This is a genomic window from Alkalihalobacillus pseudalcaliphilus (genome assembly GCF_028610675.1).
GTDB lineage: Bacteria > Bacillota > Bacilli > Bacillales > Bacillaceae_D > Alkalihalobacillus > Alkalihalobacillus pseudalcaliphilus.
Genome location: NZ_JAQQWS010000002.1, coordinates 10,205 through 33,795, shown reverse-complemented (window position 1 = coordinate 33,795; position 23,591 = coordinate 10,205). Strand labels below are relative to the sequence as shown.

23 protein-coding genes are annotated in these 23,591 nt (G+C 39.5%); 18 read left to right on the top strand and 5 right to left on the bottom strand.

The genetic code is table 11. From position 1 onward, the window contains the following. The first annotated feature begins 40 nt into the window (after nt 1-40). A complete protein-coding gene (locus PQ479_RS06870; RefSeq protein WP_047987066.1) occupies nt 41-565 on the top strand; it encodes a YwhD family protein in 525 nt (174 codons plus the stop codon). Nucleotides 566-871: 306 nt separating this feature from the next. On the opposite strand, the gene PQ479_RS06865 is transcribed toward PQ479_RS06870, so the two are convergent. The 3 genes from PQ479_RS06865 to PQ479_RS06855 all read right to left on the bottom strand — a co-directional run bounded on the left by PQ479_RS06865 (nt 872) and on the right by PQ479_RS06855 (nt 3,872). After that, on the bottom strand, nt 872-2,890 hold the full coding sequence (locus tag PQ479_RS06865; protein ID WP_273716875.1) for a transglycosylase domain-containing protein: 2,019 nt from the start codon (nt 2,888-2,890) through the stop codon (nt 872-874). Between the two features lie 335 nt (nt 2,891-3,225). Continuing rightward, a complete protein-coding gene (locus PQ479_RS06860; RefSeq protein ID WP_273716873.1) occupies nt 3,226-3,426 on the bottom strand; it encodes a hypothetical protein in 201 nt (66 codons plus the stop codon). Beyond that, nucleotides 3,423-3,872: a hypothetical protein gene (locus tag PQ479_RS06855; protein WP_273716871.1), complete on the bottom strand. Its 450-nt coding sequence runs from the start codon at nt 3,870-3,872 to the stop codon at nt 3,423-3,425. Before PQ479_RS06855 ends, PQ479_RS06860 begins: the two co-directional genes overlap by 4 nt. A 726-nt stretch (nt 3,873-4,598) precedes the next feature. Here PQ479_RS06855 and speE point away from each other — a divergent pair. From speE to PQ479_RS06825, 6 genes are all read left to right on the top strand, one after another. After that, nucleotides 4,599-5,426, top strand: coding sequence for a polyamine aminopropyltransferase (gene speE, locus PQ479_RS06850; protein ID WP_047986930.1), 828 nt, complete (start codon nt 4,599-4,601; stop codon nt 5,424-5,426). A gap of 14 nt (nt 5,427-5,440) precedes the next feature. After that, nucleotides 5,441-6,313: an agmatinase gene (gene speB / locus PQ479_RS06845; RefSeq protein ID WP_047986931.1), complete on the top strand. Its 873-nt coding sequence runs from the start codon at nt 5,441-5,443 to the stop codon at nt 6,311-6,313. 373 nt (nt 6,314-6,686) lie between these two features. Then, complete coding sequence (locus PQ479_RS06840) at nt 6,687-7,130, top strand: YwiB family protein (protein ID WP_047986932.1); 444 nt, start codon at nt 6,687-6,689, stop codon at nt 7,128-7,130. After that, complete coding sequence (gene argS, locus PQ479_RS06835; RefSeq protein ID WP_047986933.1) at nt 7,127-8,797, top strand: arginine--tRNA ligase; 1,671 nt, start codon at nt 7,127-7,129, stop codon at nt 8,795-8,797. The genes PQ479_RS06840 and argS overlap by 4 nt, the downstream gene beginning before the upstream one ends. Nucleotides 8,798-8,898: 101 nt before the next feature. Beyond that, the gene (locus PQ479_RS06830; RefSeq protein ID WP_047986934.1) at nt 8,899-9,384 is read left to right on the top strand and encodes a DUF456 domain-containing protein; all 486 of its coding nucleotides are present in this window, start codon (nt 8,899-8,901) and stop codon (nt 9,382-9,384) included. A gap of 64 nt (nt 9,385-9,448) precedes the next feature. Next, nucleotides 9,449-9,607, top strand: coding sequence for a XapX domain-containing protein (locus PQ479_RS06825; RefSeq protein ID WP_047986935.1), 159 nt, complete (start codon nt 9,449-9,451; stop codon nt 9,605-9,607). A gap of 68 nt (nt 9,608-9,675) precedes the next feature. On the opposite strand, the gene cls is transcribed toward PQ479_RS06825, so the two are convergent. Next, nucleotides 9,676-10,872 (bottom strand): cardiolipin synthase, encoded by a 1,197-nt coding sequence (gene cls / locus PQ479_RS06820; protein WP_047986936.1) that lies wholly within the window; start codon nt 10,870-10,872, stop codon nt 9,676-9,678. Nucleotides 10,873-11,284: 412 nt separating this feature from the next. Between cls and PQ479_RS06815 the strand changes: the two genes are divergently transcribed. The 3 genes from PQ479_RS06815 (at nt 11,285) to PQ479_RS06805 (ending at nt 14,450) form a co-directional block, all read left to right on the top strand. Continuing rightward, nucleotides 11,285-11,917 (top strand): TetR/AcrR family transcriptional regulator, encoded by a 633-nt coding sequence (locus tag PQ479_RS06815; RefSeq protein ID WP_047986937.1) that lies wholly within the window; start codon nt 11,285-11,287, stop codon nt 11,915-11,917. A gap of 158 nt (nt 11,918-12,075) precedes the next feature. Further along, a complete protein-coding gene (rpoE, locus tag PQ479_RS06810; RefSeq protein ID WP_047986938.1) occupies nt 12,076-12,597 on the top strand; it encodes a DNA-directed RNA polymerase subunit delta in 522 nt (173 codons plus the stop codon). A gap of 254 nt (nt 12,598-12,851) precedes the next feature. Continuing rightward, nucleotides 12,852-14,450, top strand: a complete 1,599-nt coding sequence (locus PQ479_RS06805; protein ID WP_047986939.1) for a CTP synthase — start codon at nt 12,852-12,854, stop codon at nt 14,448-14,450. A gap of 47 nt (nt 14,451-14,497) precedes the next feature. On the opposite strand, the gene PQ479_RS06800 is transcribed toward PQ479_RS06805, so the two are convergent. Continuing rightward, nucleotides 14,498-15,037, bottom strand: coding sequence for a DUF2529 family protein (locus PQ479_RS06800; protein WP_047986940.1), 540 nt, complete (start codon nt 15,035-15,037; stop codon nt 14,498-14,500). Nucleotides 15,038-15,346: 309 nt separating this feature from the next. Here PQ479_RS06800 and PQ479_RS06795 point away from each other — a divergent pair, with 309 nt between their 5' ends. From PQ479_RS06795 to PQ479_RS06760, 8 genes are all read left to right on the top strand, one after another. After that, on the top strand, nt 15,347-15,715 hold the full coding sequence (locus PQ479_RS06795; RefSeq protein ID WP_047986941.1) for a response regulator: 369 nt from the start codon (nt 15,347-15,349) through the stop codon (nt 15,713-15,715). Nucleotides 15,716-15,994: 279 nt separating this feature from the next. After that, a complete protein-coding gene (gene fba / locus PQ479_RS06790; RefSeq protein ID WP_047986942.1) occupies nt 15,995-16,858 on the top strand; it encodes a class II fructose-1,6-bisphosphate aldolase in 864 nt (287 codons plus the stop codon). A gap of 346 nt (nt 16,859-17,204) precedes the next feature. Further along, nucleotides 17,205-17,843, top strand: a complete 639-nt coding sequence (fsa, locus tag PQ479_RS06785; protein ID WP_047986943.1) for a fructose-6-phosphate aldolase — start codon at nt 17,205-17,207, stop codon at nt 17,841-17,843. 280 nt (nt 17,844-18,123) lie between these two features. After that, complete coding sequence (locus tag PQ479_RS06780; protein ID WP_047986944.1) at nt 18,124-19,413, top strand: UDP-N-acetylglucosamine 1-carboxyvinyltransferase; 1,290 nt, start codon at nt 18,124-18,126, stop codon at nt 19,411-19,413. A gap of 126 nt (nt 19,414-19,539) precedes the next feature. Further along, entirely contained in the window at nt 19,540-20,505 is a 966-nt protein-coding gene (gene glpX, locus PQ479_RS06775) for a class II fructose-bisphosphatase (RefSeq protein ID WP_047986945.1), read from the top strand. Nucleotides 20,506-20,848: 343 nt separating this feature from the next. Beyond that, on the top strand, nt 20,849-22,123 hold the full coding sequence (rho, locus tag PQ479_RS06770) for a transcription termination factor Rho (protein WP_047986946.1): 1,275 nt from the start codon (nt 20,849-20,851) through the stop codon (nt 22,121-22,123). Between the two features lie 192 nt (nt 22,124-22,315). Continuing rightward, a complete protein-coding gene (locus PQ479_RS06765; protein WP_047986947.1) occupies nt 22,316-22,561 on the top strand; it encodes a type B 50S ribosomal protein L31 in 246 nt (81 codons plus the stop codon). A gap of 160 nt (nt 22,562-22,721) precedes the next feature. Next, entirely contained in the window at nt 22,722-23,342 is a 621-nt protein-coding gene (locus tag PQ479_RS06760; RefSeq protein WP_047986948.1) for a thymidine kinase, read from the top strand. The last annotated feature ends 249 nt before the right edge of the window (nt 23,343-23,591 follow it).

The following is a 23,591-nucleotide window of genomic DNA, read 5'->3' as shown; positions in this document are numbered from 1 at the left end:
GATAGTGCTAGGAAAATTCGTAAAGAGAGGTTGGTACTTCATGGATTTATTAAACAACGATAATATCAAAAAGAAAAAAACATCTTTTAATATCTTAAGCAATGATTCATTAGATGGTCATAAAGGTTATGGAGCAGGAACATTAAATCTTGATAACGTCACACCTGTATTTGTTGATCCAGCAGAATCAGATGTGTTTGTAGATATGGGGGCACTTCACGCGAGGTCTCAAGTAGAAAGAAGAATTAAATTTTTAAAAGAAAAAGATAAAGTGCCAAATGGCAAGCTCTACTGGCTTGTTTGGGTTACGATTTTACACAAAGACAGTAAGCCTTATTACGGAGGGGTAACGGGTTGTGAAATGACTGTAGATACAGAAATACGCCGAGGGTATAAGAGTTTACCTGAACACGTAAATAACATGGATAAATCGTTAAAAGGGAAGCTGATTGTTGAACATATGGATCAAAAATCCCGTCATCTTCTAGCGGATTTTCTCAAGAATCATAATGAAGCTATGTGGAACCATTCTGAAGAAGAGCTAAAAAAATCACTGCTGAAATAACAGCTCTAAAAGTTCAAAAACAATGACACCTTTATTAAAAAGGGTAGTTTGTCTATTTCGAACGAATCCGTATGCGAAAGTCAAGATGTAATCCAAAATAAATATGAACGGTTTTTGAAACTTCACTCCTTCACTTGAGCTTTTGCCTCAGAGGGGGTAAACTTGATACGTATAATATCACGTTATACTAGGACACGAAGAGTTGTTTCTTCTGGTTAAATTAACCAAGAGACAGCTCTTTTATTGTTTTATGCCATAAAAAACATCAACAAGTGTTGGTATACCCACTCATTGATGCATGTTGGTTTATTGGAACCACTTCAAAAAGCGCTCCAAGAAGCTTTCTTTCGTTTCGGCATTTTCTTCAATGGACTCTTCCAGATCATCTTGATCACTCGGACATGTTTCTTTAGGTTCCGTCCCGGGAACAAAATAAGTCAGCCTCGCAGGACCCGGACAAGATTCGGAATGTAGATAACCAGTAAAAGGATCAATTTCTAGAGCAGTCACACCTTTTGGCTGGTGGAACTGTAATTTTAAATCTCCTTGTAGGCCTTCTCTCATAAATTTTGCAAATATTTGCTTCGGTACTTGGGCATTTTGAGAATCAAGCTTTTTCCCATAATCAAAACCGGTCCAAACGCCGGTTACAAGCTGTGGCGTATAACCAATCATCCAGCTGTCAAATTCCGTCGATCCTGACTTACCTGCGATAGGTCGATCGAGCAATGTAGCGATAGAACCGCCTGTCACAGACGTATAATCATTCAACCTCCGATCAAACATCGACTTCATAACATCCGTCATAATGAACGTAAGATTTTCGTCTAAAACGTCAGCTTCTTTTACAACAGGATTTTCATAAATGATTTTCCCACTCATCGTCTCGATTTTTGTAATAAAGCGAGGTTGAACCCGATCGCCACCATTAGCGAAAGTGCTATATCCTGTAACGAGCTCTAATAAAGTTATTTCCGTTGTACCAAGTGCGGCAGAGGGATTGCTTGTGCTAATATTCGTTTCGATACCAACACGAGTGGCTATATCTGCCAACTTATCAAAACCGATTGAGTAATGCGTTTTCAGTGCATAGATATTGTCTGAGTAGGCCAATGCTTGAATCATGGTAATATAATCATCAGCAAATCTTGTATTAAAATTATTGGGCCAATAATAATCACTTTCCTTCGTTTTATCCCCATTTGGGTAAAGGAAACCCGTTTTTTCACTCTTTAATGTAGTAGTTGGCGTGTAGCCATTCTCAAGGGCTGCATAATAGAGAAAAGGCTTTAAAGTCGAGCCGGGCTGCCTTCTCGCCTCAATAGCACGGTCGAAACTACCCTTACCCTCATAGGTTCTACCGCCCACAAGAGCTTTTACATCCCCTGTGGTAGGATCCATTGCCATAAAGCCAATCTGTACGTCTGGGTCAACTAACTCATTTTCAATTTGAGCTTCAGCCGATTTTTGCATCTTCGTATCCAATGTTGTGAAAACTTTAAAGCCACCTGCATTCCACTGACTAGGCTCCAGAATACCCTTATTTAAGATTTCCTCTTCAACGATATCTTGAAAAAACGGTCCAACTCTTTCTGTAGAGACCGGTTTTGTTTCCGTAATCGTTAAGTTTTCTTGAAAGGCTTCTTCTGCCTCCTTAGAAGTTAAGTTGCCATTTGCCACCATTGACTGGAGGACAACCCATTGCCGTTCTTTGGCGCGTCCTGTTTGAGTGCTTTCATTAAAATTATCCCCTGTAGGAGCGTAATAAGTTGGACCTTTAGGAATTCCCGCAAGCATACTTGCCTCGGCCACAGACAGATCATTTGATTTTTTATCAAAATAATATTCAGCCGCTGCCTCTACACCATAAGCCCCGTGACCATAATAAACGGTATTTAAATAACCCTCGAGAATGTCATCCTTTTCGAGGTTCATTTCAAGTTGTAGGGAATAAAGTAGCTCGTTCCACTTACGCTTCCATGTTTTTTCATGACTTAAATAAAGGTTACGGGCATATTGTTGGGTAATTGTACTTGCCCCTTGAGATTTAGCCCCTGATTTAAGATTGGCAACGATAGCACCACCAATTCGTTTTGGATCAAAGCCAAGGTGCTCATAAAAGCGCCTATCTTCAACAGCGATCGTTGCATGAATAATGTCGGTATCCATATAACTTAACTCAACAGGGTAACGATTTTGACCACTATGACTTTCTCCAATTACCTCTCCATCTTCACTATAAATGAACGTCGTTTGCGATACTTCAAGGTTAGGGGCTCCAAGCATTCTCGTATAAGAAAGCAAAGCGATCGCACTAGCCGCCACAAGCAGCAACCCTATTAAAAGGAGACGAAAGCTTCTTCGGAATAAACTTTTACGTCGCCGTGACCTTCGACTAACAACCACTTGCATAACGAACACCTCAACCGTTCCAAATATAATAAATAACCAATAAGGTATGACATTCAATGGCGTTGAGTAAGTAACCGTACCGGATTATCAACACGAACCGTCATACAAAAAGACTTTTTATTAGGATTGGTAAATGAAGGCATTTTTAAACATCTGCCAACAAGTAATTATTGATGTGACCTGCAGCCATCACTAACAAGAATATAGTGTATGACTAAGCGGTAGCGAGCCAAAGCGGAATGGCAGGGTTACGAGTTGAAAAGGGGAGAGGAAGCACGAGTAAACGCTGAATCGCGGGGTTTGCTAGCTGAAAAAGAGTTAGGAAGCCCGAGCAAAAGCTGAATCACGGGGTTGCGAGCAGAAAAAAGAGAAGGAAGCCCGAGCAAACACGGAATCACGGGGTTGTGAGCTGAAAAAGGAGAAGAAAGCCCGAGCAAACGCTGAATCACGGGGTTGCGAGCAGAAAAAGAGAAGGAAGCCCGAGCAAACGCTGAATCACGGGGTTACGAGCTGGAAAAGAGGGAGAAAGCCCGAGCAAAAGCTGAATCGCGGGGTTGCGAGCCGAAAAAGAGTTAGGAAGCCCGAGCAAAAGCTGAATCGCGGGGTTGCGAGCTGAAAAAGGAGAAGAAAGCCCGAGCAAAAGCTGAATCACGGGGTTGCGAGCCGAAAAAGAGTTAGGAAGCCCGAGCAAACGCTGAATCACGGGATTACGAGCTGGAAAAGAGGGAGAAAGCCCGAGCAAACGCTGAATCACGGGGTTGTGAGCTGAAAAAGGAGAAGAAAGCCCGAGCAAAAGCTGAATCACGGGGTTACGAGCTGGAAAAGAGGGAGAAAGCCCGAGCAAAAGCTGAATCGCGGGGTTGCGAGCTGAAAAAGAGTTAGGAAGCCCGAGCAAAAGCGTAATCTGAGCTCCGCCGCGATTTTACCGTTTAGAACTCTTTGATGGAACGTTCCCCCATGCCCAGAGCGAACTTAAAAAATCACAAGTCGAAGCCTCATCCACTTCGCCACCAACAAAAAAGAGAGAGTAGTAACCCATCAGGATTAGTGTCTAAAATCCAAGCTTTTTTGGACCGTTAGCCAAGCTCGCTTGGCTACTTCACGTCACTGCGTGAAGTTTTGAAAATCGAAACACCATTCAAAACCGTATGTCAAGTTATTTCGAAAAATGAGCATCAGGCATTAGACTTTCATACAAAACTGCCATGATGACTTGCAAAGCAACTCATCACCAACAGGAATGAAAGTCACTTTTGGGATAATGATTACCTTGAGATTAACTGTAACCCAAGCGGGCGAGTTATGCGGAGACTCCCGCGGGACCTAGTGGCAGAGCTAAGATCCACTGGCGTAGCCAGTTAGCTCAGCGCCACCCCTCAGGATGCGGAGCATCATTTTCGGTAGCGACGAGTCGTGCACTATATTCGCACCAACTTTCACCCAAAATAAAACACGCATCCTAAAAAGATTTCATTTGCTTTTTAGCACTTTTGTTATATACTTTCTCTTGTTGTCCAATCTTTTTTGGGCAGCTTTTTCTTACGCACTTTTCAAATGAGAATTCTTAATTAAACGTTTATTTAAAACGATAAAGAAGAAATATATAATCGAGGTGATTGAAATGGAATTATGGTTTACAGAAAAACAAACAGAGAACTTTGGTATCACAGCACGTATTAAGCGCACATTGCATTCAGAAAAGACAGATTTTCAGCAATTAGATGTTGTTGAGACAGAAGAATTTGGGAATATGCTTTTACTTGATGGCATGGTTATGACTACAGAAAAAGATGAGTTTGTTTATCATGAAATGGTTGCCCATGTCCCGTTATTTACACACCCTAACCCGAAGCATGTTTTAGTAGTTGGTGGAGGAGATGGTGGCGTCATTCGTGAGGTATTAAAGCATCCTTCCGTTGAAAAAGCGACACTTGTTGAAATTGATGGAAAAGTTATTGAATACTCAAAGAAATTTTTACCTTCCATTGCAGGAGCATTAGATGATGCCCGTGTTGATGTGCAAGTAGCCGATGGTTTCATGCATATTGCTGAATCTGAAAATGCGTACGATGTCATTATGGTAGATTCAACAGAGCCAGTTGGACCAGCAGTGAAATTATTTGAAAAAGGTTTCTATGTAGGTATTGCTAAAGCTTTAAAGGAAGACGGTATTTTTGTTGCCCAAACAGACAACCCATGGTTCCACCAAGCTTTAATTACACAAGTCTACAACGATGTGAAGGAAATTTTCCCAATAACGAATCTTTACACAGCCAACATTCCAACTTATCCAAGTGGTTTATGGACATTTACAATCGGTTCTAAAAAACACGATCCGTTAAAAATTGCTGATGAACGTTTCCATGAAATCGATACAAAGTATTATACAAAAGAACTTCATAATGCCGCGTTTGCACTACCTAAATTTGTTGCGGATTTACTGAAATAAAGGAGTACTGAGATATGCGATTTGATGAATCATACTCTGGGAAAGTTTTTATCATGAGTCGAGCAACATATGAAGAAAGTCAAGCGGTTATTTATGGAATGCCCATGGATTGGACCGTATCATTCCGTCCTGGTTCAAGATTTGGTCCAGCTAAAATTCGTGAAGCTTCATTAGGTTTAGAGGAATACAGCCCTTATATGGACAAACACTTAGAGGAAGTTGCTTATTTTGATGCAGGTGATATTCCATTTCCTTTTGGCAATGCAAAGAAAAGCTTAGATATGGTTGAGGATTTTGTTGATAAGCTATTAGCTGATGGAAAGTACCCACTTGGTTTGGGTGGTGAGCATTTACTTTCATGGCCTATATTTAAAGCCATTCATAAAAAACATCCGGATGTCGCGATTTTGCATTTTGATGCACATGCTGATTTACGAGAGGAATATGAAGGAGAAGTATTATCTCATTCGACGCCCATCCGAAAAGCTTGCTCGTTAATTGGCGCGGAAAATGTATATTCATTTGGTATCCGTTCTGGAATGCGTGAAGAGTTTCAATTTGCTAAAGACTCCGGCATGAATATGTTCAAATTTGAAGTATTGGAGCCTTTACGACAAGTATTACCAAAGCTAGCTGGCCGACCGGTTTATGTGACAATTGACATCGATGTATTAGATCCAGCTCACGCCCCAGGCACGGGTACTGCTGAAGCTGGCGGAATTACATCCAAAGAGTTATTGGATGCGATCGTGGCTATTGCACAATCTGAGGTCCAAGTCGTTGGTTCGGATTTAGTAGAGGTTGCTCCAATTTATGACCACTCTGAACAAACTCAGATCACAGCGAGCAAAATGATTCGTGAAATGCTTCTTGGTTTTGTTAAATAAAAAGAAATAGCTACAAATAGAGGGGCTGGTATGAACAGCCTCTCTTTATTATGGTAACGAATAAATGTAAACATCAGAGTTCAGTATGGTTTGTTTTTTCTTGGTGGCTTTTCGTTTATAAATGGTTTTAAGGATGCTCCTATTTAGCCGTAGCCCATCGTTTTTTGGGAAATGGCCCGTAAGAGCACTTACAAAAAGTCTTAGCACACCACCCAGCCACCACCGACAAAAAAGAGATTCGTGGCACATTAGAATAAGACTTTAAAACGTCGCAATTTTGGCGAAACTATAAGAGAATCTAAGTGGCGAACATCAAATCTTGCATGGCTAGAGTAAACTCGCTAAACTGATAAAAGAGAAGGATGTGCGAGTAATGGAAACTGTTATAAAAAAACCAATTAAACTAAGGTTTCGAACGGCTATTGACCAAGGTGAGCACAAAGAAGTATATGAATTCACGACGAGTGGTTTACTTTTTCGAAAAGGCTCATCAGAATATTTACGGTTTGAAGAAACCTTCGGAAATAACGAACAAGTTCAAACGACGATCAAGTGGAATGGTCAAGAATTAACCTTAATTAGGCAAGGTACCATTTTAATGAGACAAGCCTTTGTACAGGGGGAAAAAACCTTTGGACGTTATGTGACTCCTGATATTTCTTGGGAGACGACAGCAACAACAGAAAAGGTTCTTGTTGTATGGCCGAAAGGAAAAACAAAAGGTAAAATTCATTTGAAATATCATTTCTTATTACAAGGTCAGGATACAGGGACACATGAAGTGCGTTTAACATTAGAGGAGGACAAATTGAAATGAACAGTGTGGAACAGTTAAAAGAAAAGTTAAAACAAGAAATTATCGCAGCAGTTAAAAGGGCTGATTTAGCAAACGATGAAACAATGCCTGGTGTGGTCTTAGAAGCACCAAAGGATAAGGCTCACGGCGATTATGCGACCAATATGGCGATGCAGCTAGCGCGTGTAGCTAAAAAAGCTCCGAGACAAATTGCTGAAGAGCTTACGTCACAATTAAACAACGAAGCGGCAATGATTGAAAAAGTTGAAATCGCCGGGCCAGGATTCATTAACTTTTTCATGGATAAAGGTTATTTACGTGATGTAATTAAAACCGTGTTAGCAAATCCAGAAACATATGGAGAATCCGATTATGGCCAAGGTGAACGAATTCAAGTTGAGTTTGTATCGGCAAATCCTACAGGAACACTTCATTTAGGACATGCTCGTGGTGCAGCTGTAGGTGATTCGCTTAGTCACATCTTAGCCAAAGCAGGCTTTAACGTAGAGCGTGAGTATTACATTAACGATGCAGGCAATCAAATTAATAATCTTACTTATTCGTTAGAAGCTCGCTATTATCAAGCGTTAGGTATCGACAAAGAGATGCCAGCAGATGGCTATCACGGCCAAGATATTATTGATTTCGGTCAAGACCTTGCCAAGGAAAAAGGGGACGGGTTAACCAAGTTACCTGAAGAAGAGCGTCATCAATTTTTCCGTACTTATGGTTTAAAGAAAGAGTTAGAAAAAATTAAACAAGACCTCGGAGCCTTCCGTGTCGAATTCGATAGCTGGTTTTCTGAAACTTCGTTGTATGACAGTAAAAAAGTAGAGGAAACTTTAGCTGTCTTAAAAGAAAAAGGCGAAACTTATGAGCAAGATGGTGCCACTTGGTTCCGTTCAACACAATACGGAGATGATAAAGACCGAGTTTTAATCAAACATGACGGTAGCTACACATACTTAACACCAGATATTGCGTATCACCAAGATAAAATGAATCGTGGTTTTGACAAGCTCATTAACGTTTGGGGTGCAGACCATCATGGCTATATTCCTCGAATGAGAGCAGCTATTCAAGCTTTAGGCTATCAGCCGAACCAGTTGGACGTAGAAATTATTCAGATGGTGAGCCTCTATCAAGGTGGCGAAAAGGTGAAAATGAGTAAGCGTACAGGTAAAGCTGTTACTTTACGTGATCTAATGGAAGAGGTCGGCATTGATGCGACTCGATATTTCTTTGCGATGCGTAGTGCGGATACCCATTTAGACTTTGATATGGACTTAGCTGTATCGAAATCAAACGAAAATCCGGTCTATTATGTTCAATATGCTCATGCTCGAGTTTGTACAATGCTTCGCCAAGGAGCGGAAAAAGGGTTAAATTTTGACAAGAACGTTGATCTGTCGGTTATCCAAACGGAGAAGGAATATGAGCTACTAAAAGTAATCGGTGATTTTCCTGCCGTTGTTAGTGAGGCAGCAGCCAAGCAAATTCCACATCGTATAACTAATTATGTTCATGAACTAGCTGCAACGTTGCATAGCTTTTATAATGCGGAACGTGTTATTGATGAAGGAGATGAAAAGAAAACCATTGCCAGACTGGCTCTAATGAAAGCTACACAAGTAACCATTAAAAATGCTTTAGCCTTAGTAGGCGTTGAGGCCCCAGAAAAAATGTAATAGAAAGAAAAAGGGTATATCATGTATGGGAGCATGAATACCCTTTTTTAAAATAGTAGTAGCCGTATGTTGTTTATTTTGTTCAGAGGGTAGGGGATTGTGTGGATATCGTTTGGTGGATTCTTATTATTATTTGTTTCATTCTTAGCTTTGTCGGTCTTATTTTTCCGTTAATTCCTGGGGTGCTCGTGCTTTGGGTTGGCTTTTTAATTTACGGATTCGGTATTGGTAGCTTTAGTGATTTGTCGATATGGTTTTGGATTGGCATGGGTGTATTTACCGTTCTTTTATTTGTGGCTGATATCATTGCGAGTCAATACTTTGTCAAACGTTACGGTGGCTCAAAATGGGGCGAGCGGATGGCTGCAGTCGGTGTTATTATTGGTTCATTCATTATTCCACCTTTTGGTGTTGTCATTGTTCCATTTGTCCTCGTATTTTTCACAGAGTTATGGTCTGTGAAAGATGTGAGCCACGCTTTAAAAGTCGCATTTGCTTCCTTGATGGCTTTCTTAAGTGGGACATTGGCGAAGGGCTTTATTCAAATGGTGATGATTATTTGGTTTATCTTAGAAGTGGTATGGTGAATAAGTAAATTAAAAGTGCAAATAGTAAAAAGAGAGCAACTTAATTGGAAATGAGGGGTTATCCATGCAAGAAATAGTACTTGCACTTATTGCGGGTCTTGTTGTCGGTTTGCTATTTGCTTTTATCAAATTACCGATCCCATCACCACCGACGATTTCAGGGGTAATGGGTGTTGTCGGTATTTTTAGTGGCTATCAGATTTATGTTCACTTTTGGGGTTGAAGGATTAAGCTGAACTTTTTCACAATAAACCGAAAAAAGTGGGAAGTGGGGAACTCCCACTTTTTTTATTACAAAAATGAGGAAAATAGTGTCCCTATTCGTTCTCTCATTCGAAACCATAAACTACGCTGCTCCCATTCTTTAATCGTAAGTGGGTGTGAAATGGAGCGATCGTATTGAAGGACTAGATTCACTTCAGCAACAAAGTCTTCGTCATAAATATAAGAATTAAGTTCGAGATTTGTAAAAAGACTTCTTTTGTCAAAATTTGCTGTACCAATATAGGCAACGGAATGGTCAAATACAATCGCTTTAGTATGGAAAAAACCACGGTAATACTGGAAAATCTGCACCCCAGCAAGTAATAGAGCCTGATAATATGGAAAGGCCGCCTCTCGTACGAAAGGATGATCGCTCTCCTTTGGTACGATAATTGAAATATTTACCCCCCGTGCAGCTGCTTGCAAAAGAGCTTGCTGTAACTTTTCGCTCGGAATAAAATAGGCGGTTGCAAGCGTAATGGATGATTGAGCCTTATTAATATGTTCGAGATGTGTATCTTCAAGAAAGAAGCCATTAGATGGGAATAGCTCCATATCACTCGTTCCTCTAGAACGTATGTTTAAAAGGTTCGTCTCTTTAAAAGCTCTACGATTGGCATCTTCCCAGTCATTCAAGAAGCTTCGCTGTAATTCTTTGAGTGCCTCACCTTCCATACGAATATGAAGATCGCGCCATTTGCCGAATTTAGGATCACGCCCTAAATATTCATCGCCAATATTATAGCCGCCGTAATAACCGATTTGCCCATCACAAATAACAATCTTCCGATGATTGCGTTGATTTAATTTAAAGAAAAAGTAAGGAAACCCGAGCGGGGGAGAAAGTTTAAACTGTACACCAGCTTTTTTGAGTTTCCTTCTACAATTCCAGGACATTTTGCAGCCAAACATATCGACTAATAATCGAACGGTGACACCTTGTTTCGCCTTTGTCTCTAATAAGTCAATCATTTTGTGTCCGATATGGTCGTCGCGAAATATATAAAATAAAATATGTATATGTTTTTGGGCATGAAATAAATCTTGCTGTAAGTGAGTGATGAACTCATCACCTGTAGAAAAAAGCTTCAGCTCTGCTGTTTTCATCTCAAGGTGAACAGGCCTCTCAGAAATCAACAAAGACTTTCTCCCAAAATGAAAATCTGCTTTTACTAATAAAAAAAGAATAAAGCTCATAGATAAAACGATAACGACATAAAACATGATGTTAAGCTCCTCTATAGTTAATAACTAAACACCTCTAAGAAGAAGGGTAATAAAATTAGTATGTCCTATTTATAGTGAAACATTAGAGTTAATCAGCAAAGAAGTGGGGAAATCAGAGCTCAATGCTGCGGAAATGAAAATACGTAGCATTGAAGATGAAAAGCTAGTACTCAGTGCCTCGTAAACCACAATAAAATCAAAAAACTACCGCCGACTAGATTAATGTGAATCTTACAACCGAACTCCACTGAATTAAATAAAGTGAGTCGCACCTAAACGAACAGCAGGCGTAGGTATGTCAACAGTCAACACTTGGACAAACATCGTTTTATGATAAATAGTTTGAAAATTAGATTTTTTCTTGTATGATGTAAGAAAATATAGGATTTGTCAGAAAGTTGGGGATAGGATGTTACATACGAATAAAGTGCCTTCTGTTGTAAAGGACCAGAAGTTAATTAAAGTGCGTCGTGCTCAAATGGTTAAAGGGGCTGTTCGACTTTTTATTGAAAAAGGTTTTCATCGAACTACAACACGAGAAATTGCTCGTGAGGCAGGATTCAGTATTGGTACGTTATATGAATATATTGGAGCAAAAGAGGATATTCTGTACCTCGTTTGTGACGATATCTATTTAGAAGTTTTGAAGCGTTTGAAGGAACAACTATCAGACGAGGGAACAGCATTATCTCGCCTTAAGTTAGCAATTCGAGCTTATTTTGAAATTGTTGATGATATGGCTGATGAAGTGCTTGTCATGTATCAGGAAGTTAAGGCGTTACCAAAAGATTCATTAAAATATGTCCTAGAAAAGGAACAAGAAATGGCGAAGATTCTTGAAGAATTAATCATTGAGTGTGTCAGACATAAAGAGCTTGAAATGAATGAAGAGGAGATTCATTTATTCGCTCACAATATTTTGGTTCAAGGACAAATGTGGACATTTAGAAGGTGGGCATTAAGAAAGTCATACACATTAGAGCAATATATCAATTGGCAGACCGATCACTTATTAAAAGGGAAGGCTCATAAAGGTTTTTAAAGCTATTTTGATGAATCCAGCTTCTTCTCATTTTTTTCAATTAGTTTTTTCTGTGCGTATCTAGCATAATTTGTGGAAATGTGTTTATAATGGGGAGTATGATTTCGGTTAGTAAGGAAAGAATGATAGATTGAAGTTTGGAAAGGAAGTGTCTCTACATGAGAATTGCCGATATAAAAAAAGAAGATTTAGCTGAATACTCCATGGTGGAGCTTGCTTATTTATTAATGCAAGAGAAAAAAGAGCCGTTCAATTACCATATTTTAATGGCAGAAATAGCTTCTTTAAAAGAAATGTCAGATGAGGAAGTCAAAGAACGTATTAGCTTTTTGTATACAGATCTGAATATTGATGGTCGTTTCTTAACGCTTGGAGATAACCTATGGGGTTTGAGAGCATGGTATCCGCTTGAGCAAGTGGAGGAAGAAATTACATCTTCTGTTTCTAAACCTAAGAAGAAAGCTAAAGTCGCTGAAGATGACGAGTTCTTAGATGAAGAGTATGAAGAAGATGAGTTTGAGGATTTAGAAGATGAACTAGATGAAATCTCTCAAGACGAAGATGAAGACGAAGATGATAAAGAAGAAGAAGACATCTACAGTGAGGACGATCAAGACATGGAAGATGATTTTGACGACGTGGATGACGAGGATGACTCTGACGAGGATTCAGATAAGTAATTGATGATACATCGCAGGTAAAAGGAAACTGCCATTTTTTTATTTGCAGATTCACTTGACTTCTTTTTGCGTTCTAGGTAGAATCATTTTTGGGCTTTAGAAAATGATATATGATTTTATAGATAAAACAAAAGTGTTCGCCCCCAATTTATGGGTGAAGTGTCACTTTTGTTTTTTTATTTTCCGATAGATGGAAATAATAAGGTGAACAGCATTCATGATAGTTATATTAAAAGTGAGAAGGAGAGAATAGTATGTCAGCTAAGTATATATTTGTGACAGGTGGCGTTGTATCTTCATTAGGAAAAGGAATTACTGCTGCCTCTTTAGGAAGATTATTAAAAAACCGTGGTGTAAAAGTAACCATTCAAAAATTTGACCCGTATATTAATGTGGACCCAGGTACGATGAGTCCCTATCAGCATGGTGAAGTGTATGTAACCGATGATGGTGCAGAGACTGACTTAGACTTGGGGCACTATGAGCGCTTTATTGATATTAATTTAAGCCAAAATAGTAACGTAACAACAGGGAAAATTTATTCCTCTGTACTAAAAAAGGAGCGTCGTGGTGACTACTTAGGTGGAACTGTACAAGTTATTCCACACGTAACAAATGAAATTAAAGAGCGTGTTTTCCGTGCAGGTCGTGAAACAAATGCAGATGTTGTCATTACGGAAATCGGTGGTACCGTTGGTGATATTGAAAGCTTACCTTTCTTAGAAGCCATTCGCCAAATTAAAAGTGATGTAGGTGCAGATAATGTTATGTATGTGCACTGTACATTAATTCCATATTTAAAAGCGGCTGGTGAAATGAAATCAAAGCCGACACAGCATAGTGTTAAAGAGTTAAGAAGTTTAGGTATTCAACCAAATGTCATTGTTGTTCGTACTGAATTACCTGTACCACAAGATATGAAAGAGAAGATCGCTTTGTTCTGTGACATCAACAAAGATGCTGTTATTGAAGCTCGTGATGCGGATACATTGTACCAAGTACCACTTGACCTTCAAGCACAGCACTTAGATGATATCGTGTGTAATCACTTGAAGCTAAAATGTCAAGAAGCAGATATGACGGAGTGGACAGGTTTAGTAAATAAGGTACAAAATCTTTCCAATAAAGTACGCATTGCATTAGTTGGTAAATACGTGGCTTTACAAGACGCTTATTTATCTGTTGCGGAAGCTCTTCGTCATGCCGGTTATTCATTTGATACAGATATCCAAATTGATTGGGTAAATGCTGAAGAAGTAACAGATGAAAATGTAGCGGATTTATTAAAAGAAGCCGACGGTATTTTAGTGCCAGGTGGATTCGGTGACCGAGGTATTGAAGGGAAAATTTCGGCGATTCGATATGCTCGTGAAAATAAAGTACCTTTCCTAGGAATCTGCTTAGGTATGCAATTAGCATCAATTGAATTTGCACGTCACGTTCTTGGCCTGAAAGGAGCTAACTCAGCTGAGTTAAATCCTGAGACGCCTTATCCGATTATTGATCTGTTACCTGAACAAAAAGATGTAGAAGACATGGGGGGTACACTACGTCTTGGTTTATATCCATGTAAATTAGTAGAAGGTTCGATTGCTTACAAGGCATATGATGAGCAAGTGGTCTATGAGCGTCATCGTCATCGCTATGAATTTAATAATGAATATCGTGAGCAAATGGAGAAAGCAGGGTTTATCTTTTCTGGAACAAGCCCGGATGGCCGTTTAGTAGAAATTATTGAGGTTGCTGATCACCCGTATTTCATTGCATCTCAATTCCACCCAGAGTTCATCTCTAGACCGACACGTCCACAACCGCTTTTCCGTGACTTTATCGGTGCTTCATTAAATCATTAAAAACAAAAAAGCTGTCGCTTATGCGCAGCTTTTTTTATTGGATGAATTTACTCATCTGCATATTCAGCTAAAATTTCTTTTAAGGTAAGCGAGAGATAAAAGAACGTATAAAGGGCAACAAGTGAGGCGGGGTACCCAATTCTTGTTCCATCATCAAGCGGAACGAGACTTCTTTTTACCTGAAGATTAATGAAAACATCAGCTAGATGATGAACACTATCTTGTTCGTCTTCATCAAAAACCGTGCCCATTGCGACGATAGGAATCCCTTTTTCACTTAAAGGTTTTAGGGTTTCAATGGCTTTAGGCTCTTCAGAATTCCGGCTAATATACAAGATACGGTCATTCATTCCAACATCAGCAAGTTGTCCATTCACCTGAAGTGGTTTTATATGGGGCAGCTGATCCGCGCCATATAAGGCTTCCATTTCAACGGCTTTCATCTCGAGGTCGCCATGAATATAAATAAACCCGTCGCCAACACGGGCTTGGGCCAGTAAGCGAGCCCCATCTTCAATCGCTTCCTCTTGTTTAGTTTGAATTTGTTTCATTAAACCTTGTATTTGTGTCGTAAAAATTTGAATCATCAGACCCTACACACCTTCCAAAACGAATTAATAGTCCCTGCATTATAGCGTAAACAGAACCATATTGAAAAAGAAATCATCCAAGATTCGATGAAGAGTAGTGATTCAGCGAAAGGAGTTTAAGTGATTTTAAACATATGAGTGTAAATTAAACGTGGTTCTTGAAAGAATGCACGTAGACATAAGCAGGAATCGTCGTAAGGAAATCGAATAACTAACAAGAGTCAAGAACAGGCTATCGCGATTTTGTGGGTGTTCGCATTTAACAAGAGCTGTTAAAATAGGATCAAAGAAAAGTGAGGGTGAATCATGTCAGCAGATAAAAAGATTTTAGTTGTCGATGATCAATATGGAATTCGTGTCTTATTAAGCGAAATTTTAAAAAAGGACGGTTATTCAGTCTTTCAAGCACCAAATGGTATTCAAGCACTAGAAATTGTCAATCAACAAAATCCAGACCTCGTTTTATTAGATATGAAAATTCCTGGGATGGATGGTCTTGAAATTTTAAACAGAATTAAAGAAACACATCCTGAGGTTGAAGTCATTATGATGACAGCATATGGTGAGCTAAATTTAATTAACCAAGCTCTAGATGCAGGGGCTATTGCCCACTTTTCCAAACCTTTTGACATTGATGATGTGAGAAATGTCATTCGAGAAACTATTTTTAACTAAGAAATTCATCGCTCCCTTTCTAAATCTAGGGAAGCGTTTTCTTTGTGTAAAATGAAAAAAAGTCAAGGAATATCAAGCGCAGGGACGTTTTTTTATAGTAGGATTGTGATATAATGAACACGTTCCATCTTACCAACTCAAGTATCTTATTTAAAAGGTTTTTATACATAGGTATTCATCATTGGATATTTACTCTTGGATTCGGGTAACTTGTTAAATAAGGAAATCTCGGTAGGACGAGCGTTATTTTTGAAATGGATATTCTAAGGAGGAATGGACATGCCTTTAGTTTCAATGACAGAAATGCTTAACAAAGCAAAGGCAGAAAGTTATGCAGTAGGTCAGTTTAACCTAAACAACCTAGAATTTACACAAGCAATTTTACAAGCAGCTGAGGAAGAGAAATCACCTGTAATTCTTGGTGTTTCTGAAGGGGCTGCTCGTTATATGGGCGGGTTCAAAACGGTTGTCAGTTTGGTTAAAGCTCTTATGGAAGAATACAATGTAACTGTACCAGTGGCGATTCACCTTGATCACGGTTCAAGCTTAGAGAAATGTGTACAAGCTATCCACGCTGGTTTCACTTCTGTAATGATTGATGGCTCTCATCATCCATTAGAAGAAAATATCGCAATTACAAAACGTGTTGTGGAAATCGCTCATTCAGTAGGAGTTTCTGTTGAAGCAGAGCTTGGACGTATCGGTGGACAAGAGGATGACCTTATTGTATCTGATGCTGAAGCGGCTTATGCAATTCCTGCAGAATGTAAAGAGTTAGTAGCCGCAACAGGTGTTGATTGTTTTGCACCGGCATTAGGCTCTGTTCACGGACCTTATAAAGGTGAGCCAAACCTTGGTTTCGATCGTATGCAAGAAATTGATTCACTAGTTGGTATTCCATTAGTTCTTCACGGAGGAACGGGTATCCCAACAGCCGATATCAAAAAAGCAATTGAATACGGTCACGCAAAAATTAATGTAAACACGGAAAGCCAAATCTCGTCTGCCAACGCAGTACGTGAAGTATTGGCAGAAAAGCCGGATCTATATGATCCACGTAAATACCTAGGACCTGCTCGCGATGCAATCAAAGAGACAGTTCAAGGAAAAATGCGTGAATTCGGTTCTTCAAATCGTGCTTAATAAATAAGACTGCGAAGGAAAAGGCGAGCCAACATTCACCTTTTCCTTCCGTGTTTCAAAGCTCGAAAGATCGACCTGGTTTCCGTGTTTGTGCAGAGGCCAGGTTGAATTCGATGAGAGAATGAACAAACAGACTCATAAAGTGCAGATACTAGGGTGAATTCAAAGAGTAACGACACGAAAAAGGCCGAACGTGTTAATTACTCAAGTGGCATGATGTCACAATGAGCTCTTGAGCTTAATGATTAGTCGTACCTGTCATACTGGAAGTGAACTTGACGAGTTTCCGTGCATCACCCATTGAACTTTCATATAAAAACAAAAACAAGGGTAGAGGTGAAGAGTAGTGAAATTTTTTATCGATACGGCGAATTTAGAAGAAATTAAAGAGGCAAATGCTTTAGGGATTCTTGCAGGCGTAACGACAAACCCATCTTTAGTAGCAAAAGAAGAAGGCGTTGATTTCCATGACAGAATTAAGGAAATCACGGATCTTGTTTCAGGTTCTGTAAGTGCAGAAGTCATTGCATTAGACGCAGAAGGAATGATTGAAGAAGGAAAAGAATTAGCTGCCATTGCACCAAACGTAACCGTGAAAGTACCAATGACAACAGAAGGACTTAAAGCAGTGCATGCCTTCTCCGAATTAGGTATCAAAACAAACGTAACCCTCGTATTTTCAGCTGTCCAAGCACTTCTTGCAGCAAGAGCTGGAGCGACCTATGTATCACCATTTTTAGGACGTTTAGATGATATTGGAGCTGATGGTTTACAATTAATCGAACAAATTTCTGGAATTTTTAACGTGCATGGCCTTCATACAGAGATTATTGCCGCTTCTGTTAGACACCCTGTGCATGTTACTGAAGCAGCATTAAAAGGAGCACATATTGCAACGATTCCTTTTAACGTCATTAAGCAATTAACGAAACACCCGTTAACCGATCAAGGGATTGAGAAGTTTTTAGCAGACTGGAATAAATAATGCTGTATGGACTATAGCCAAGTGATTACTTGGCTTTCAGTCCGCACGGATGATCAATAACAAAAAAGCACGTAACACATAGGCAATGCCTTATTTGCCGAGTGAGCCGAATCCAAGTAATATAAGTAAAGTATGTCAGTAAAGTTTTCAAGAAATAATGCTAAGAAATAATCAATAAAACGGTGTGTCACTCGTTACTTTTTCATGCAGATGGTTATAATGGTAAAAAAAGTACATCAAGTATGTATTCCATTAGCACAAGCATAGAAGGGATGCGATTATGGATAAATTAATGATTCAAGGTGGCCTTCCTTTAGAAGGTACTGTACAAATTAGTGGAGCCAAAAACAGTGCAGTAGCACTAATTCCTGCCGCTATTTTAGCAGATTCAACTGTGACCATAGACAATGTCCCAACGATTTCAGATGTAGAGCTTCTAGCTGAGCTTTTAAGAGAAATAGGTGGAGATGTTGAATTAGATAATGATGAACATGAGATTCAAATTAATCCAGAAAAAATGTTTGCCATGCCATTACCTAATGGTCGTGTCAAGAAGCTGCGTGCCTCTTACTATCTAATGGGGGCCATGCTTGGCAAATTTAAAAAAGCGGTCATTGGTTTACCTGGTGGTTGTAATTTAGGACCGAGACCGATTGATCAGCACATCAAAGGGTTTGAAGCTTTAGGAGCTAAAGTGACGAATGAGCAAGGGGCTATTTATTTACGTGCCGATGAATTAGTTGGAGCAAAAATCTACCTTGATGTTGTGAGTGTAGGAGCGACGATTAATATCATGCTTGCGGCTGTCAAAGCTAAAGGTCAAACCATTATTGAAAACGCTGCAAAAGAACCTGAAATTATTGATGTAGCTACCTTATTGACAAATATGGGAGCTCGTATTAAGGGTGCAGGAACAAATGTCATTCGAATTGATGGTGTTGAATCGTTACATGGATGCCGCCATTCGATTATTCCAGACCGAATTGAAGCAGGAACGTATATGATTTTAGCGGCTGCCATTGGGCAACGTGTTGTGGTTGATAATATTATTCCGTACCATGTAGAATCTTTGATTGCTAAATTGAGAGAAATGAATGTAAAAGTAGACGTTCGCGATGATCAAGTAGAGATTTGTGGGATCGGTGAGAAAACGGGGGTAGATATTAAAACCCTTGTATATCCAGGATTCCCTACCGACTTGCAACAACCATTTACAAGCCTTTTAACGCAAGCTGAAGGTACAAGCCTCGTGACGGATACGATTTATAATGCACGATTTAAACATATTGACGAGCTTCGTCGAATGGGTGCCAATGTGAAAGTAGAAGGTCGTTCCGCGCTGATTAACGGAAAAACGATGTTACAAGGAGCCAAGGTGAAAGCTAGTGATTTGAGAGCTGGAGCGGCACTTGTGATTGCTGGATTAATGGCAGATGGAATTACAGAATTAACCGGTCTTGAACATGTTGATCGAGGTTACGAAGATTTAGAAGAAAAGCTATTGGGTTTAGGTGCAAAGATATGGCGTGAAGAAATGACAAATGAAGAAATGGACCAAGTGAAAAACTAACAAAAGTGAGCGTTTTCATTTGTTGTATTTTAAGCTAGAAATGTACCCAATTTAAGAAACAAACAGTTAGATAGACAAACATGATTAACATCAATATTGATTGAAAATTAAAGGGGAGATTCAAGAATGGAAAGAAGCCTTTCAATGGAGCTTGTCCGTGTAACGGAAGCAGCCGCACTAGCATCAGCAAGATGGATGGGACGTGGAGATAAAGAGTCTGCCGATGGAGCAGCAACAGAAGCCATGCGCGATGTATTTGACACGATCCCAATGAAAGGGACTGTTGTTATTGGTGAAGGAGAAATGGACGAAGCCCCAATGCTGTATATTGGAGAAAAATTAGGAAACGGCTATGGTCCTCGTGTTGATGTTGCCGTTGACCCTTTAGAAGGGACAAATATCGTCGCAGCAGGGCAGTGGAATGCATTAGCTGTATTAGCGGTTGCTGATCACGGTAATCTTTTACACGCACCAGACATGTATATGGAGAAGATTGCTGTTGGACCTGAATCTGTTGGTAAGGTTAGTCTTGATGCTCCTGTCATTGAGAATTTAAGAGCTGTAGCAGAGGCCAAAAATAAAAATATTGAAGATTTAGTTGTCACTATTTTAAACCGTGAGCGTCATGCCAAAATCATTCAAGAAGTTCGTGATGCCGGAGCACGAATTAAATTACTCGGTGACGGTGATGTCGCTGCGGCTATTAACACAGCGTTTGATGATACGGGTGTAGATATTATGTTAGGTTCAGGTGGTGCTCCAGAAGGTGTTATTGCAGCTGTAGCCTTAAAATGTCTAGGTGGAGACTTCCAGGGCCGCTTATTACCTCAAACGGACGAAGAGCTCGAGCGTTGCAAGAAGATGGGTGTCGAAGATGTCAATAAAGTTCTACAGCTAAGTGACCTTGTTAAAGGTGACGATTGTATTTTTGCGGCTACAGGAGTTACAGATGGCGAGCTTCTAAAAGGGGTTATGTATAAAGGAAGTTCAGCGACAACATCATCTCTAGTCATGCGAGCTAAATCTGGTACGGTCCGATTCATCGATGGAAAACACAGCATGAAAAAGAAACCAGACTTAGTTATTCGTTAATAGAGCAAATGGTTCGAAAAAAGCCTTTTTGGAAGTTGGATTTCAAAAAGGCTTTTTTCATCATAGAAAGTCAATATTTTTCTGTGTGCTATTGAATAAATGAGACTTTTATGGTTAAAATAAAGTAATAGGTTTGACATTTCAATGAGAAAGTCATATTATACAGCGGAAGACCTCTAACATAACTTAACTTCATTCAATCATCCTCTTTTACTAAAGAGTATCACTCATTTACTTTTTCAATTTTTTCCAAATTTAACAAAAACCAATATGATAATGGTTAATCTAAATAAAAGCAAAGCTAATTTGTTTTTTATTATTATTATAGAAACGTGGTGTCATGATGAGTAGTGTAAATATTGCAGAATTAGAAAGTATGAAACTTAAAGAACTCTATGAGCTTGCTAGAGAATTTAAAGTTTCCTACTACAGTAAATTAACGAAAAAAGAATTAATTTTTGCGATCTTAAAAGGACAAGCAGAACAAGATGGTTTAATGTTTATGGAAGGTGTACTAGACATTATTCAATCAGAAGGCTTTGGTTTTTTAAGACCGATTAACTATCGACCGAGCTCAGAGGATATTTATATCTCAGCCTCTCAAATTAGACGTTTTGACTTACGTAATGGTGATAAGGTATCAGGAAAAGTTCGACCACCTAAAGAGAACGAACGTTATCATGGATTACTACATGTCGAAGCTGTAAATGGAGAAGCTCCCGAAACGTCAAAAGAACGACCACACTTCCCAGCCTTAACAGCCCTCTATCCTGAAGAGAAAATTAATTTAGAGTCGAAGCCAGGTCGTGTTTCTTCCCGTATTATTGATATGATATCTCCAGTTGGTTTTGGTCAACGTGGCCTCATTGTTGCACCACCAAAAGCAGGTAAGACCTCTTTAATGAAGGAAGTCGCCAATAGTATAGCTGATAATCACCCAGATGTAGAACTCATTGTTTTACTCATTGATGAGCGTCCAGAGGAAGTAACCGATATTGAGCGCTCGGTTAAAGCGGAAGTGGTTAGTTCGACTTTTGACGAGGTACCAGAAAACCATATTAAAGTAGCTGAACTTGTTTTAGAACGTGCGATGCGCTTAGTAGAACATCGTAAAGACGTCGTCATTTTAATGGATAGTATCACGCGCCTTGCTCGTGCTTATAACCTCGTGATTCCTCCAAGTGGACGTACTCTCTCTGGTGGTATTGATCCGGCAGCCTTTCATCGTCCAAAGCGTTTCTTCGGTGCGGCAAGAAACATTGAAGAAGGCGGTAGCTTAACAATTTTAGCAACTTCTTTAGTGGAAACAGGCTCACGTATGGATGATGTTATTTTTGAGGAGTTCAAAGGTACAGGTAATATGGAGCTTCATTTAGACCGCAAAATTGCTGAGCGTCGTATTTTTCCTGCGATTGATATTCGTCGTTCGAGCACAAGAAAAGAAGAAATGCTCATGCCAAAAGAGCAGTTAGACATGCTTTGGGCTATTCGTAAAACGATGAATGATACACCTGACTTTGTTGATAAATTCATCCGACGTGTTCGTGATACGAAAACCAATGTCGAATTTTTTGATGAAATGGCTAAGGATATGAGTGGTCAATCTCGTAGAAAATAAGGGAATTGGTGGAATAGGATAAGGAAGAACCTTGGTCTGATGCTAGTTTGGTTACCGGCTGAAAGTATTACCGAGAGAATATGATTTTTTTACATGAAATTATGTTGCAAAACAAGCTTCATATTGATATAATTTCGTCATGTGTGATTAACTCTGTTTCGAAGAGATTCAGGGCAAAAGGAGTTGAAAGAAATGAAACAAGGCATTCATCCTAACTACCAAAAAGTAGTTTACATGGATACAAGCACAGGTTTCAAATTTCTAAGTGGTTCTACAAAAGGATCTGCTGAAACAATCGAGTGGGAAGATGGTAACACATATCCACTATTAAAGGTTGAGATTAGTGCAGATTCACACCCATTCTACACTGGTAAGCAAAAACTTACTGATGTTGGTGGCCGTGTTGACCGCTTTAAGAAAAAATACAACCTTAAGTAATGGGTTAAGAGAAACAGGCAAGAGAAATTCGCTTGCCTGTTTTTTTTCTCTCTTTTCTATATTTCACAATAATAAGTAGCATGAACGAATGAATCGGAATCATGTGTTGATACATAAATGAGGACAGGCTCAAATAGATGGAACATGAGGTGGGACCAGAATGTTGAAAAGAGAAGGATGGATAGAGGTAATTTGTGGAAGTATGTTTTCTGGCAAGTCAGAGGAGCTCATTCGAAGAGTGCGTTTAGTGACATTTGCCAAAATTCATGTCCAAGTATTTAAACCGCTTATCGACAATCGCTATAGTAAAGATGAAGTCGTATCACATAATGGCACAAAAGTAATGGCTATGCCAGTTGAGAGTTCAGTTGATATTTTAAAGAATCTTGATGAACATGTTCAAGTCGTTGCTGTAGATGAGATTCAATTTTTTGACCAACAAATTATCGATGTTTGTCAGGAACTGGCCAATCGAGGTATTCGTGTCATCGGAGCCGGACTCGATCAAGATTTTAAAGGAGAGCCATTCGGACCAATTCAACAATTGTTAGCTTTAGCGGAAGAAGTGACGAAATTGCAGGCTGTATGTGCAAGCTGTGGTTGTCCTGCTAGCCGCACACAGCGTCTAATCAATGGTAAACCAGCATCCTATAAAGACCCAGTAGTCCTTGTTGGAGCATCAGAAGCCTATGAACCACGCTGTCGCCACTGTCACGATGTCCCTGATCACCCAAGTCATGAATTAAAAATTCTACACAAAGAAGAACTCGGCCAACTTTAATAAGAGCGATTTTTATAAAAAGAGGCACGATAAAATGAAACCTTCAACAGACGAATCATGTCTGCTGGAGGTTTTTTTCATGCTGGGGAGAAAAGGTGGGTGAAGAGTTGAGGATGTGGAGGCGAGAATATCGCGGTAGGGGAAAGTGAGAATAAGAAAGCGAAGTGGTTACACCGAAGGAGAAAAAGAGAACGAAAGAGCGAGTATCTGCACAAAGAGGCGTTTAATGTGCAGATAAGGGAGGCGAAA

Coding starts and splice junctions, on each gene's coding strand:
- PQ479_RS06870 (WP_047987066.1), top strand. CDS start 41: ATGGATTTATTAAACAACGATAATATCAAAAAGAAAAAAACATCTTTT.
- speE (WP_047986930.1), top strand. CDS start 4,599: ATGGAATTATGGTTTACAGAAAAACAAACAGAGAACTTTGGTATCACA.
- speB (WP_047986931.1), top strand. CDS start 5,441: ATGCGATTTGATGAATCATACTCTGGGAAAGTTTTTATCATGAGTCGA.
- PQ479_RS06840 (WP_047986932.1), top strand. CDS start 6,687: ATGGAAACTGTTATAAAAAAACCAATTAAACTAAGGTTTCGAACGGCT.
- argS (WP_047986933.1), top strand. CDS start 7,127: ATGAACAGTGTGGAACAGTTAAAAGAAAAGTTAAAACAAGAAATTATC.
- PQ479_RS06825 (WP_047986935.1), top strand. CDS start 9,449: ATGCAAGAAATAGTACTTGCACTTATTGCGGGTCTTGTTGTCGGTTTG.
- cls (WP_047986936.1), bottom strand. CDS start 10,872: ATGTTTTATGTCGTTATCGTTTTATCTATGAGCTTTATTCTTTTTTTA.
- PQ479_RS06815 (WP_047986937.1), top strand. CDS start 11,285: ATGTTACATACGAATAAAGTGCCTTCTGTTGTAAAGGACCAGAAGTTA.
- rpoE (WP_047986938.1), top strand. CDS start 12,076: ATGAGAATTGCCGATATAAAAAAAGAAGATTTAGCTGAATACTCCATG.
- PQ479_RS06805 (WP_047986939.1), top strand. CDS start 12,852: ATGTCAGCTAAGTATATATTTGTGACAGGTGGCGTTGTATCTTCATTA.
- PQ479_RS06800 (WP_047986940.1), bottom strand. CDS start 15,037: ATGATTCAAATTTTTACGACACAAATACAAGGTTTAATGAAACAAATT.
- PQ479_RS06795 (WP_047986941.1), top strand. CDS start 15,347: ATGTCAGCAGATAAAAAGATTTTAGTTGTCGATGATCAATATGGAATT.
- fba (WP_047986942.1), top strand. CDS start 15,995: ATGCCTTTAGTTTCAATGACAGAAATGCTTAACAAAGCAAAGGCAGAA.
- PQ479_RS06780 (WP_047986944.1), top strand. CDS start 18,124: ATGGATAAATTAATGATTCAAGGTGGCCTTCCTTTAGAAGGTACTGTA.
- glpX (WP_047986945.1), top strand. CDS start 19,540: ATGGAAAGAAGCCTTTCAATGGAGCTTGTCCGTGTAACGGAAGCAGCC.
- rho (WP_047986946.1), top strand. CDS start 20,849: ATGAGTAGTGTAAATATTGCAGAATTAGAAAGTATGAAACTTAAAGAA.
- PQ479_RS06765 (WP_047986947.1), top strand. CDS start 22,316: ATGAAACAAGGCATTCATCCTAACTACCAAAAAGTAGTTTACATGGAT.
- PQ479_RS06760 (WP_047986948.1), top strand. CDS start 22,722: ATGTTGAAAAGAGAAGGATGGATAGAGGTAATTTGTGGAAGTATGTTT.